Source organism: Bacteroides caecigallinarum (genome assembly GCF_016901995.1).
Lineage (GTDB): Bacteria > Bacteroidota > Bacteroidia > Bacteroidales > Bacteroidaceae > Phocaeicola > Phocaeicola cellulolyticus.
This window is the reverse complement of the sequence record NZ_JACJLE010000037.1, coordinates 12,280-26,269: the sequence shown is the minus strand read 5'-3', so window position 1 is coordinate 26,269 and position 13,990 is coordinate 12,280. Positions and strand designations below refer to the sequence as shown.

General features: G+C 40.2%; 10 protein-coding genes. 8 read left to right on the top strand and 2 right to left on the bottom strand.

The window, feature by feature from the left end; translation table 11 throughout:
- Nucleotides 1-3: 3 nt before the first annotated feature.
- Nucleotides 4-1,416, top strand: coding sequence for a tRNA uridine-5-carboxymethylaminomethyl(34) synthesis GTPase MnmE (mnmE, locus tag H6A61_RS10360; RefSeq protein WP_204393409.1), 1,413 nt, complete (start codon nt 4-6; stop codon nt 1,414-1,416).
- A gap of 277 nt (nt 1,417-1,693) precedes the next feature.
- Here the strand turns inward: mnmE and H6A61_RS10355 are convergent, their stop codons facing one another.
- Entirely contained in the window at nt 1,694-2,602 is a 909-nt protein-coding gene (locus H6A61_RS10355; RefSeq protein ID WP_204393407.1) for an AEC family transporter, read from the bottom strand.
- A gap of 170 nt (nt 2,603-2,772) precedes the next feature.
- Here H6A61_RS10355 and H6A61_RS10350 point away from each other — a divergent pair, with 170 nt between their 5' ends.
- The 6 genes from H6A61_RS10350 (at nt 2,773) to H6A61_RS10325 (ending at nt 7,875) form a co-directional block, all read left to right on the top strand.
- Complete coding sequence (locus H6A61_RS10350; RefSeq protein ID WP_204393405.1) at nt 2,773-3,507, top strand: YczE/YyaS/YitT family protein; 735 nt, start codon at nt 2,773-2,775, stop codon at nt 3,505-3,507.
- 63 nt (nt 3,508-3,570) lie between these two features.
- Nucleotides 3,571-4,461, top strand: a complete 891-nt coding sequence (locus tag H6A61_RS10345; protein ID WP_204393403.1) for an EamA family transporter — start codon at nt 3,571-3,573, stop codon at nt 4,459-4,461.
- Nucleotides 4,462-4,510: 49 nt separating this feature from the next.
- Nucleotides 4,511-5,023 carry an HD domain-containing protein gene (locus tag H6A61_RS10340; RefSeq protein WP_235340244.1) on the top strand — a complete coding sequence of 171 codons (513 nt, stop codon included), beginning with the start codon at nt 4,511-4,513 and terminating at the stop codon, nt 5,021-5,023.
- A 47-nt stretch (nt 5,024-5,070) separates the two neighbouring features.
- Nucleotides 5,071-5,226: a hypothetical protein gene (locus H6A61_RS10335; protein ID WP_239469183.1), complete on the top strand. Its 156-nt coding sequence runs from the start codon at nt 5,071-5,073 to the stop codon at nt 5,224-5,226.
- Nucleotides 5,227-5,473: 247 nt separating this feature from the next.
- The gene (locus tag H6A61_RS10330; protein WP_204393399.1) at nt 5,474-6,136 is read left to right on the top strand and encodes an AlkZ-related protein; all 663 of its coding nucleotides are present in this window, start codon (nt 5,474-5,476) and stop codon (nt 6,134-6,136) included.
- Between the two features lie 656 nt (nt 6,137-6,792).
- Nucleotides 6,793-7,875 carry a glycerate kinase family protein gene (locus H6A61_RS10325; protein WP_204393397.1) on the top strand — a complete coding sequence of 361 codons (1,083 nt, stop codon included), beginning with the start codon at nt 6,793-6,795 and terminating at the stop codon, nt 7,873-7,875.
- Here H6A61_RS10325 and H6A61_RS10320 read toward each other — a convergent pair whose 3' ends face one another.
- Nucleotides 7,876-9,315: a Na+/H+ antiporter NhaC family protein gene (locus tag H6A61_RS10320; protein WP_204393395.1), complete on the bottom strand. Its 1,440-nt coding sequence runs from the start codon at nt 9,313-9,315 to the stop codon at nt 7,876-7,878. It abuts the gene before it with no gap.
- A gap of 184 nt (nt 9,316-9,499) precedes the next feature.
- Here H6A61_RS10320 and H6A61_RS10315 point away from each other — a divergent pair, with 184 nt between their 5' ends.
- The gene (locus H6A61_RS10315) at nt 9,500-13,981 is read left to right on the top strand and encodes a translocation/assembly module TamB domain-containing protein (RefSeq protein WP_204393393.1); all 4,482 of its coding nucleotides are present in this window, start codon (nt 9,500-9,502) and stop codon (nt 13,979-13,981) included.
- Nucleotides 13,982-13,990 lie beyond the last annotated feature (9 nt).

Below are 13,990 nucleotides of genomic sequence, written 5' to 3'. Positions count from 1 at the left end.
AAAATGAATATTCTATACACAGATGATACAATATGTGCCATAGCTACGGCACAGGGAGGTGCAATAGGTACTATAAGAGTTTCGGGAAAGGATGCCATAGCCATAACGGACAAGATTTTCAGTCCGATAAACGGGGTTCCACTAGCCGGACGTAAAGCATACACACTGACATTCGGGCATATCACAGGTAATGAAGGCGAAATAGTGGATGAAGTGCTGGTGAGCCTTTTCCGCGGACCACATTCATATACGGGTGAAGACTCAACGGAAATATCATGCCACGGTTCATCGTATATCCTGCAACAGGTGATGCAACTGCTGATAAAGAACGGATGCCGTGCTGCAGGTCCCGGAGAATTCACTCAAAGAGCTTTCCTGAACGGCAAGATGGACTTAAGCCAGGCAGAGGCTGTGGCAGACCTTATTGCATCCACATCGGCTGCCACACACCGTATGGCAATGAACCAGATGCGTGGGGGATTCAGCAGAGAGCTGTCATCATTAAGAGAAAAGCTGCTCCATCTGACATCTCTTATGGAGCTGGAACTGGATTTCAGCGACCATGAGGAACTGGAATTTGCCGACCGTAGCGAACTTGCACAGATTGCATCGCAGGTGGAAGAAGTGATAAACGGTCTTGTACAGTCGTTCAGCGTGGGAAACGCGATAAAGAACGGTATCCCTGTAGCAATCATAGGTGAAACAAATGCTGGCAAATCTACCCTACTCAACGCCTTGCTGAACGAAGAACGTGCCATAGTGAGCGACATTCACGGTACAACACGTGACGTGATAGAAGACACTATGAACATTGAAGGAGTAACATTCAGATTTATTGATACGGCCGGAATACGTGAGACATCCGACGCCATCGAGACTATAGGTATAGAACGCAGTTTCCAAAAGCTTGATCAGGCCTCAATAGTACTATGGGTGATTGACAGCACTGAAGCAAAAGCCCAGATAGATACATTAAAGGACAAGGTTATTCCACGATGCGAAGGCAAAAAGCTCATACTGGTGATGAACAAATGTGATGTGACTCCCAACCATGATATAGTTGCGAAAGAAAATATATGTCTTGGCGAGGATGACTGCATGGAAACAATATCAATCTCTGCAAAAAACCGCAAGGGAATAGCAGAACTGCAAAAACTTCTTGTAAAAGCAGCAGCATTACCTGAAGTGACACAAAATGATGTTGTGGTAAGCAACGTCCGTCATTACGAAGCCCTCTCCCATGCCCTTGAAGCCATCCACCGCGTACAGGACGGAATGGCCATGGGACTTTCCGGTGACCTGGTAAGTCAGGATTTAAGGGAATGTCTGTTCCATCTGGCAGAAATCGTTGGTGGAGAAATAACTAATGATGAGGTGCTGGGGAATATATTTAGGAATTTTTGCATCGGAAAGTGAAACCTTATTTTGTTACTGAAAACAAATAAGAAAAAGTAATTAATCACACTAATATAAAGGCATAAAAAAGACAGCAAATATTTATTTTTTTATTTGCTGTCTTTTCTTTTGTTTGTATATTGGGTTAATGATTTGTTACTAGCAGTAGAACGAGTAACAAAGTATCAAATAAAATGTTCTAATTTTACATTGACAACCTAAATCTATACATATGGAATTACGGACAAGATAAATTTTGCAGATGAAATATTTTGTATTTGAGAAGTTTAGTTTACACCTACAGAAACATCGTCAGCAGCGGAATACTCAGCACTGAGAGTAAGGTCGTAAGAAATGTGCCTTCGGCCATAATTACTTCCCCTTTCTGATACTGGATACAAAACAAGGTGCCATACGAAGCAACAGGCATAGCTGCAAGCACAACATTTATATTGGCTATGGTTTCGTCTATTCTACATAGACGCGATAAATACAGAATTAGAAGCGGAACAAGCATCAGACGCAGAACAGACATAATGTAAATAGCCGTATTGCCAAACATACGACGGACAGGCACACGCGCAATTGACGAGCCTATAATGAGTAATGCTGCAGGTACAGTCACATTTCCAAGCAGTATGAATGGAGTGCTGATTACACGTGGTGGTACCCAGCCGGTTACCACAATCAGAATAGAAAGATATGATGCAATCATGGCAGGACAATAGAGAGTACGCCAGTCAAAACGCATTTTTCCCTGACCGCCGGATATGAACAATGTCCCGAACACAAATATCAATAGAGTACTTGGAAAATTAAGAATACTTGCATAGAATACCGCACTGGCTCCGAAAATTGAAGCCACAATAGGATATCCTATAAAACCTACATTACCAAATGCCAGCATAAAACTATAAATGCCTCGGTCGGATGATTTGACAGGCAAATAGCGTGGAAGCAGAAAAGCCAGTCCAATGAGAATAACATATGTAGCAAAACCTACCACGAGCAAAGGAAGAATCTTTTCCTTAGCAGGGAGTGTGTCACTCATCACCGACGAAAGTATCAGACTCGGACAAGTCACATTGATAACCAGTCCAGAAAGTTTGCGGTCAAAATCCGCATCCATCATTTTTTTCTTACTCAGATAATAACCGATGATTACCAAAATAAACAGAATAATCATCTGTGTAACGATTGCATCCATTGTTTTCTTCTTACCTTTAAAAGTCGTGCAAAGATACGGATTATCGTATTTGAGTATTCACCGGCAAAGTTTTTTTTCATATCTTTTTATTTGCTGTTTTTATATTCACCATTTATAGGCTTTTAGTACTTTTGCACACGAATTTTTCAAGTAATAAAAATATATTTAAAATGACGAGAAAAGATAAAATTATATCCTTTGTTTGGCAACATGTACTTCTTTTTATAGCCTTGTACATAATGACTCTAGGAATTTCCCTTTGCGTAAAAAGTATGTTAGGAGCCAGTGTTATCAGCGTTCTGCCATATGCATTTTATGATGCCGGAACAGACGGGCTTACTCCGGCACTTACAATCGGACAATATACTTTCATAATGAACGCCCTGCTGGTGGTTGGACAAGTGGGAGTACTCCGAAGACAGTTCGATCCGGTCCAACTGTTTCAGTTGTTGGTAGGATTCGTATTCGGCATGCTGATAGACTTGAACATGCATATTATTTCATGGTTGCAACCAACAGCTTTTTTTGAAAAAGCCATATCACAATTCGCCGGATGCACGATTCTGGCTATAGGTGTCGCACTAGAGGTCAGATGCGGCAGTGTAACCATGCCTGGCGAAGGTTTTCCTGTGGCCATCAGCAAAGTAACCGGTATTGAGTTTCCAAAGATTAAGATAGCGGTAGATATCTCACTAGTTCTTCTCGGCATTATCTTCTGCTATATATTCTTCGGAAAATGGCAATGGCACATCATTGGAGTAGGTACATTATTCGCAATGTACTATGTAGGATGGGCCGTGCGTATTACAAGCCATCATCTGAAATGGTTCGAACGTCTGCTTAGATACCGTCCCGGATTCAGAAGGTACATCTACGGTTTGGCAAAATACATTTACAGAAAATAATTTGTTTACAGATATATGATTGATTAATTTTGCACCCCAATAACAATTACATATAACCAACACATGAAGAAACTAAGCAAAAATGCCATTATAGGCTATCCGGCAGGAATTATTACCGGTATAACCTACGGATTAAATCCATTGTTCGCGGTTCCACTGATGAAAAACGGTACCGCAACAGAATCTATACTTTTCTTCAGATACTTTTTTGCGGTTCTTATTCTAGGTTTATTCCTGATGATACGTAAACAAAGCTTCAAAATTTCATGTAAGCAGATTGGTATATTATTTATTCTCGGACTACTTTACACATCGAGCAGTGTATTCCTCTTCGAGGCATACGAATATATTGCGTCAGGACTGGCTACCACACTTGTATTTCTCTACCCTGTTCTTGTGGCAATCATAATGGTATTCTTGAAGGTAGTTCCGTCATGGCCGGTATGGCTTGCCATTATAGCCACATTTGGAGGAGTAGTCATTATGGCACAAAGTGACGGCACACAGACTATTAACCCTATAGGCATACTGCTTTCTATAGCATCTGCATTGGTTTACGCACTTTTCATCATCATAATCAACCGTAATAAGGCGATTGCAGGAATTTCAAATACATTACTTACATTCTATACTCTTACAGTGGGGGCGATTGTATTCATTGGAAAAATCATATTCTCCGGTATCGCTATAACAGCAGGAATCACTGCATGGACAGACTGGTTCAACCTTATAGGCCTGGCAATTCTGCCGACAATTGTTTCGACTGCTACTTTAGCCATCGCCTCACGCAACATCGGTGCGACAAAGGCATCTGTTCTCGGTGTATTCGAACCTATAACAGCAATCGTAGTTGGCACTTTTATGTTTGATGAGCCGCTTACTACAAACATTATTTTAGGAATATCCATCGCTATCGTAGCTGTAACATTCATGATTACAGTTACAAAACGATAATGACACAGATATCCAATACAGATTATTTATTTCAAAAATTAGTAATATTATGACAGAACAAACTACTTTGGCCCGTCTGATGAGGGCAATGATAAAATATGATTGTGGAGACGTACCACGTATTCAGCATCTGGTAAAAGTACATAATTTCGCACGTACTATAGGTATCGAAGAAGGACTTGGAGCGGATGAACTTTTTGTTCTTGAAGCCGCAGCCATTCTCCATGACATAGGTATTCATGCTGCTGAAGCGAGATTTGGAAACTGCTGCGGAAAACATCAGGAGGAACTTGGTCCGGATGAAGCCAGAAAGATTCTGAAAGAAGTGTCCGGTTTCAATGAAAGTCAAAGAGAAAGAATATGCTGGCTGATAGCCCACCATCACACATACACGGATGTTATATCCATAGACCATCGCATTCTGCTTGAAGCTGATTTTCTGGTCAATTCATTCGAGGACAAGGTTTCAAAAGACGGTATAATCTCTTTCCGTGAGAAAGTGTTCCGTTCACATTCAGCCATCTCAATGCTAAACGACATGTGGGGACTAGACGCATTATGAAGATTGAGGAGGCCATCGTATATATATTGACAAAACGGAAATGTGGTATGACTACCGATCAGGTAGCGGAAGCTATAAACCGTTCAGGATTACATATACGAAAAGACAACCTACCTGTAACTAGCAAACAAGTTTACGCAGTCATCTGCCGCTTTCCGGAAATATTCACCAAGGAGGCAAACAGAATAATGTTAATGATATAAAGACTTATATGAAAAAAGTTTTGTCTTCACTATCTGTGTGCACAATAATCTGAATGGCAAAATACGGCATTTTACGTACTACTACACTATCCATATGCTATTCTTTAGTCGATTGTTCAATATTAGGTGATATCATACAAAAATATGGTATCCATATATTATGTAATTTGCAAAAGCATATTAAAGGTCCGTCTTTTTATATACTTTTGCAATAATCATAAACATTGATTATTAAAGACCTACATATATGAAAAAAGAACTCATACACTCTTGCCCGGAATTGATAGACTATATCAACGAAATAGGATTTCTCCCACTCCTACCGATGGGTATTACAGATTGGTCGGCAGATGAGATTGTGGACGAAGATTGCCAATACAACCGTTTGCCTGATGGAGGATGGGAATGGCCGCTTTGGGAGTGGAAAGGTTCGATTTTGCAGGAAAGCGGTTGCGCATACGGCAAATTTTTCAAAAGCAAGGCTGCATTTATCAGTCGTGAATGGTGGCCGGATTTTTGCAATTATAGAAGGAGTATTTATCCATATCCAGAGGAAGGAAGTATAGAAGATACAATACTGGATATTCTGAGAACAGAAGGCAGCCTCATCACACGCGAACTGCGACATGCATGCGGATTTACCGGTCCGAAAATGCGCAGCAAATTTGATGCCTATATCACCAGACTGGAAATGGGCGGATATATAGTAACAGAGGATTTCATTTATCCTCAGGATAAGCATGGCAGAGAATATGGCTGGGGATGGTCTTTACTCACCACACCTGAAGCTTTGTTTGGAAAGTGCCATCCGGACAAAACACCACAAGAGTCTTATGACAGAATATTGGAACACTTCAGGAATATATTACCGGAAATATCCGAACAGTCACTTAAAGCCCTACTCAAATAGTCCTTTTATCACAATGATAGTAATATAGAGTATTTACAGAACATTATGCAAACAATATTAAAGAATTTATTACTTATAAACACGCAAAATCATTGCATCTGGAATAAAACCTAAAACGGCATGCCGTTTTTAGTTTATTATATCACATATTTACAAGGCAAAAGTGTTAAATTCTAAGCAATAATTAACCTTTCTCTTCTTCAGAATATCTATTATTAACAGGAAAAACGACAGCCCATTCAAGATAAAATGTCTTGTCATTCCAACCGAAAAGACAAAGCGTTTTCACATGAAGAACTGACACTAATAATAATACAAATAATATGCAGTCAAAGTTCTAGTTCGGAGTAGCAATAAACAATATCATAAAATAGAAAACACAAGATTAACAACAACACATCAACACAATTAACCTTAATATTACATCAAAAAGAATGAAATTTTATATTTTCAATAACATTTCACCACTAACACAATAGCTAAAACCTATCGAGATTTTAAAATTCTCAAGCACTCATATATCAATCAGCAATTTTCGCAACTACAGCCGTTCAATTTATCAAAATGTCAAATTGACAAAATAACATTCTGTTTCAATATTGATATTCGGACTTAATTCAATAAATTTGTATCTGAATTGCAATATTTGTACAAACATGAAAATAATCCTCGCCATAGATTCATTCAAAGGTTGTCTCACATCGGAAGAAGTTGAAGACATCGTTTTCTCTTATCTAAAATCAAAAGAAGTTGAGATACATAAAATTCCAATGTCTGACGGAGGAGAAGGTATGCTTGAAGCATTCATATCTGCCATGAACGGTAAGATAGTTGAATCTATTGTTCACGACCCGCTAATGCGCCCAATAACTGCACAGTACGGAATAACACCTGACGGTACGGCTGTAATAGAAACAGCTAAGGCATGCGGACTGACACTTATGTCAAAAGAAGAACGTAATCCGATGATAGCAACCACCTACGGTGTTGGCGAGCTGATAATACATGCCTTACATGCAGGTTGCAGGAATTTCATTATCGGCCTTGGAGGAAGCGGCACCAGCGATGCTGGCAGAGGAATGCTAAAAGCAATTTCAGACAGTTTTCCATACGGAAGAAATGTAAAAGAGATTATAGACAAAGAAATGAGCGACTGCCGCTTCACACTGGCAAGCGACGTACGAAATCCGTTATGCGGAAATAACGGAGCTGCATATATCTTTGCACCACAGAAGGGCGCCACAGAGGAAATGGTAATAGAACTTGACAGAAGAGCGAAGGAGTTTGCTGAGGCATCTGCCAGACTCATCGGAGAAGACAAATCAAACGAGCCAGGAGCAGGTGCTGCAGGAGGATTAGGATATGCTTTCCTGCAATATTTCAATGCCACTTTCAAGTCGGGTGCCGATCTGTTGCTTGAACTTACGGATTTTGACAGCCTCCTAAACGGAGCCGATATGGTTATCACAGGCGAAGGACACGCAGACAGTCAAACCCTGATGGGGAAACTGCCGGAACGGATACTGAGACATTCACAGAAACACAATGTTCCTGTATGGCTGATAGCCGGACGTACTGACGACTGCGAGAAGCTGCTTTCCGAAGGATTTGCCAAGGTATATAGCATTACACCTGACGATATGCCTACAGAAGAGGCGGTGAAACCGGACAATGCCATAGCAAACATAAAAAGGTGGACCGAAGCCCACCTTCTACCACTTATATCAAAAAAAATTTGATTAGTCTTTCTTCACACGGAATATCTTATATCCTATAGCCGAAACAAAAATGCTCATCAACGGACTGATATAATTGAAGAATGCGTATGGCAAATACACCAGCGTAGGCACACCCAAGATTGTGGCCTGAGTCATTCCGCAAGTGTTCCACGGCACAAGTACTGATGTCACCGTAACGGCATCCTCTGTTGTACGGCTAAGCAAACGGCTTTCATAACCGTTATTCTTGTATATATCCCTGAACATATTTCCCACAAGGATGATAGATATATACTGATCGGCAGTAGCCAGATTAAGGAAAATACCCGAACCTACCGTAGAAGCCACCATACCTGTAAGCTTACGTGTGAATTTCACAAACATTCCTGTAATACTTGCCAGCATTCCGCAAGCGGTCATGGCGCCTCCCAGACACATGGCACAGATTATCAGCCAAATAGTATTCATCATGCCGCCCATACCTCTGGTGGCAATAAGTTCTGTAAGCTGCAATGTCTCTGCCTGAAGACTTGATGAAGTGAACAATGTCTGCAATGTTGTCTTGAATATAGATCTCACATCGCTGCTTCCGCCTGCCAGTTCTATCACGTTATCCATCTGGAATATGAGCATAAACACAACTGCCATAGTAGCCGAAATAAACAGCGTGATGATAGACGGAACTTTCTTGGCTATAAGTATTCCGGTCACAACCGGTACCAGCAACAGCCACAATGAAATATTAAACCTGTCGGCCAGACCATTTGCAAAATCTGTCATCTCTGCTGTGCTTCCTACCCCATGATTGAAACCTGCAATCAGGAATATTATAAGTGCTATCGTTATCGAAGGCACCGTAGTTATCATCAGATACCTGATATGAGTGAAAAGCGGAGTATCCGTAACCGACGACGCAAGAATAGTAGTATCGGACAAAGGAGATACCTTGTCACCAAAATAAGCTCCTGAAATAATGGCGCCTGCTATCCAGCCTTCTTCAAAGCCCTGAGCCTTTCCAATTCCCATCAGAGCAATACCTATGGTCGCAATAGTAGTCCACGAGCTTCCCGTCATAACAGACACTATCGCACAAATAACACAACATGATGCCAGGAAAAGACTCGGATGTATAAGTTGCACACCATAATAAATCAATGTAGGCACTACTCCACTGAGCATCCATGCGGCAGACAAAGCTCCAATAATCAACAGTATGATAAGAGCCGAACTCACTCCTGCTATATTATTCACTATGGCATGTTCAATGTCTTTCCATTTTATGCCATAACCTGTCATTCCTATTGCAGCACAAATGGCTGTAGCAATAAGCAGACAAACCTGACTGGCACCTGAAAGAGCATCAGATCCGAAACTTCCGATAGTGAAATACAACAAGACCACCAATATGGCAATTGGCAAAATAGAGAAAAATGGAGAGGGATAAGTTGTCAATTTTTTCATCCTCAAAAACAATCTTAATTTTAAACCTGAATAAAAACCCGTGCAAAGGTCTGAATATTTTCTCTTATTCACATAAAAAAGGCACTGATATTCCGTTTTTTTTGCAAAATTTCTGAAATATCATTAGCTTTTATGGGTGTATTAAGCATGATATTTGTATTTTTGTACTGATTTACACATTATAATGAGAAAGTTCACACTGCTAAAACATACATTCAGAACCATTATCATATCAATGATGGTCATATATTTCGGATTGATAGCTTTGCTTAATATTCCTTTCGTTCAGCAAAGTATCAGTGCTATTGCAGTTCGCGAACTGACAAAAATACTGCATACGGAAGTAAAAATCGGAAATATTGATTTAGGTCTGCTCAACAGAATCATAATAAACGACCTTGAGATATACGATAAAGATTGCAGCAATATTGTCAATATAGCCAGATTTTCAGCCAAATTCGATATACAGGCTATTTTAAGAGGTAAAATCAGCATAAACAGTATCCAACTCTTCGGATCGGACTTTAATCTTGTCAAGAAAGACAAACAGTCCGACTTGAATATCAAATTTATCACCGATTTATTCGCCAGCAAGGATAAGGACAAAGAGAAGAAAATAATTGATTTAAGAATAAATTCAATACTCGTAAGAAGAAGTAGCGTCAATTTCAATATCCTTTCAGAGGATGAAACTGACGTAAAGTTCAACCCTTCGCATGTTTCTGTAAAAAATATATCTGCTAATATTTCATTGAAAGCGTTATCACAGGACTCGCTGAATATTCATGTCAAACGTATAAGTATGGCAGAGAAATCAGGTCTGACACTGAAGAAACTGTCTTTCAAGGCCATAGGGAATAAAAACAACCTGCGTATTGATGATTTCGAGCTTTTACTTCCTAATAGCAACATACGCATAGACAGCCTGAAAGCAGATTTTGACAACATGATGCAAATCAAACAGATTTCAGACATCAACTATATGTGCGACCTGTCGGCAAAAATCGTACCTTCTGACGTAAAACCGCTGATACCGGCACTAAAAAACTTCAATGATACCGTCAACATAAATGCCATGTTGACAAACAAAAATACTATCCATTCTATAAGAAACCTGAACATCTTCTCAAACGACAGATCGGTAAATCTGTTATTGGGAGGCGACCTTGTCCTTGCCAACGACACAGCAAACACCAATTTTGACATTGACATCAAGGAAATTGACGTAAGCGAAAAAGGGGCAAAGTGGATTTTCCATAACATCAACGGGAACAACAATATGCCCGGTATAGTCCAAAGAATCGCATCGGCAAGCGTTTCCGGAAAAATAAAAGGAACACCGGACAAGATAGAAAACAGAATTACCATATACACCCCGCTCGGCAATATACAATCGCAGTTCTTCATGAACAGAGACTCGGTCAATAAAAGAAGGTCATATTCCGGTAAAGTATATTCACAAGAACTGAATTTGGGTAAACTTGTAGAAAAAGACAATCTGCTGGGTAATGCTGCATTCGATTTGACTTTGAATGGACTTACGTATATGGATAACAAGCCGGAATCACATGTAAAAGGGGAAATAAAATACCTGGATGTGAAAGGATATACTTATCATAATATCATACTGAACGGTAGATATACTCCTGGCGGTTTCGACGGACATATTGCCATAAACGATGAAAACATTAAATTAAACATCGACGGTAAATTTTCCACGGCTGAAGAAACTCCTGTATTTAAACTTACGGCAGGATTAAGGGATTTCAGACCTGACAAGCTTAAACTTAGCAAAAAATATGTCAACACCACATATTCCTTAAATCTTTTGGCGGATTTTAATGGTAAATCTCTTGACGATATAGAAGGAAATATCAGTATCGACAGTTTGATGTGTGCTTCGGAAGATGTGGAAAACAATTACTTTCTGCCATATTTCAGACTTATGGCCAATAAAAACCAGAATGGCAAAACTGTCAGGATAGAGTCTGATTTCATGAACGGTGAGATTAATGGTAATTATTCATACAAGACCATTACCTCGAGTGTTGTAAAGGTGGCCCACAGATATATTCCGTCATTCTTCCAGGAAGACAACAAGATTATCAAACAAAAAACTGACAATAACTTTACACTCAAGTTTAATATTGACAACTCAGACTTTCTGCATAAAGTCATGAAGTTGCCTATTGACATGAGTATGCCGGCCACTATCAACGGATATATAGACGACAGCAAGACAAAGGTTTATATAAATGCCAACATTCCGGAAATCATATACAACAACAAGAAATACGAATCGACCACATTACTGTTCGAAAACCCTCAGAAAGACCTTCATTGCCATGTAAGATCCAACTTGCTGATGAACAAAGGTGCTATGGTGAATTTAAGTCTGAATGCTATAGCATACAACGACACGCTTGCCACAAACGTATTTTGGGGAAACAACACCAACGTTACATATAGCGGAAAGGTTTCTGCATATACAATATTCTCGAAGAATGCCAATAACGGCAAACTGCATACGGACATTGAATTGAAACCAAGCCAGATCGTACTTAACGACACTATATGGAACATACACAAGTCGAACATAAGTATCGACAAGGACAGCATAGACATATCAAACTTCCTTTTCGAACATGGCAAACAGTATGTTAAAGTCAACGGCCGTCTGGGTACAACCGAAGCGGATTCCTGTATTGTCGATCTTCAGAACGTAAATCTGCTGTACATAATGGACATGATACAATTCCATGCGGTAAAATTCGAAGGAAACGCAAGCGGTAAAGTATTTGTCTCAAATGTACTGAAGAAACCTTTGCTTGACGCTAACCTCAAAGTAGGTAATTTCTCACTGAACGAGGCGTTATTGGGCGAGGCTGATATAAAAGGCGGTTTTGATAACGACAAAGGCAGAATACTGCTCGATGCGGATATACGTAAATCGGACGGAGTATTTACCGGAGTAAAAGGCTATATATCGCCAAAGGAGAAAGGACTTGACCTGGACATCAATGCCGGAGGTACAGACTTGGCTTTCCTTCAGCATTTTATAAAAGATATTTTCAGCGACATACATGGAAAGGCGTACGGCAATGTACGACTGTTCGGTCCGTTCAAGGGACTTGACCTGGAAGGCAGAGCCAAGGCTGAAATTGGAATGAAAGTAAATGTACTGAACAGCAGATTCGAAGCCAAAGCCGATTCGGTAATAATAAACTCAGGTGAATTCCTGTTCAAGGATATAAAACTGACCGACAGCGAAGGTAATTCAGGTGTAGCAAACGGATATTTAAGACATCAAAAGCTCAAACACCTCAGTTATATGTTCCATTTCGACACAAATAACATGATGGTTTTCAGCTCAGACAGTGAAACTCCGGAATTTCCTTTCTACGGAAATATCTATGCTTCGGGAAGAACTACTATTAGAGGAATTGAGAATACTGGACTTGTGGTTGACGGAAATGTAAGGGCTGAAGACAAGACTTCTTTTGTCTATGTACTAGGAACGGCCACTGAAGCCATAAGCAAGCAGTTCATTACTTTCGTGGATAGAACACCAAAGCGAAGACAGGAAGAAATACATACCGAACTGTATCATTATTTGAACGAACAAAACACTGATGAAGATAATGCAGTTCCACAAGACATAAGAATAAACCTACAGATAGAACCGTCCGCACAGGCCGACATGAAAATTATAATGGATCCGGCTTCAGGTGATTACATCTCTGCAAAGGGTACAGGAAGTTTGAGAATAAACTTCTTCAACAAAGGCAATTTCCAGATATTCGGCAATTACAACATATCGGAAGGTATCTACAAGCTGAGTATGCAGAACATCATAAGGAAAGATTTTGTCCTCAGACAGGGAGGCAGCGTTTCTTTCAATGGAGACCCTAAGGCAGCGAACCTGAACGTACAGGCCGTTTATACTGTCCCTTCAGCATCACTGAACGACCTTATTGCGGACGCAACATCCACCAGGGGCAATATCAGGGTGAACTGTATAGTAAACCTTTCGGGACTGTTGACATCGCCAAATTTAAGTTTCGACATAGAGTTGCCTACAATAAACGAAGAGGACAGACAAGTAGTGAAGAGTCTGACCAGCACACCGGAACAGATGACAACACAGATTATCTATCTGCTTGGAGTTGGCAAATTCTATACATACGATTATGCCGCACAGAGCGGACAGTCCGATGCTACAAGTTCGCTGGCATTCAGCACATTGTCAGGACAGCTTAACAATATGCTCTCGCAGGTTATCGACAGCCAGAACTGGAACCTTGGAACAAACCTTACTACAGGTCAGAACGGTTGGACAGACGTTGAGGCAGAAGCCATACTGAGCGGAAGACTTCTGAACAACAGACTTATTATAAACGGAAACTTCGGATATAAGGAAAATACGCTGAGAAATACTAACTTTGTAGGCGATTTCGAAGCGATCTGGCTGTTGACCAAAAACGGCGACTTCCGATTGAGAGGATATAACCAGACGAACGACAGATACTTCACTAAGTCAACGCTCACCACGCAGGGTATAGGTCTTATCTATAAAAAGGACTTTACCCGTTGGGACGAGCTTATTGACTGGGTAAGCAATTTCCGATTGTACAGAAAGAAGAAAATGTCGGAGAACAAGAAATGAATACACATA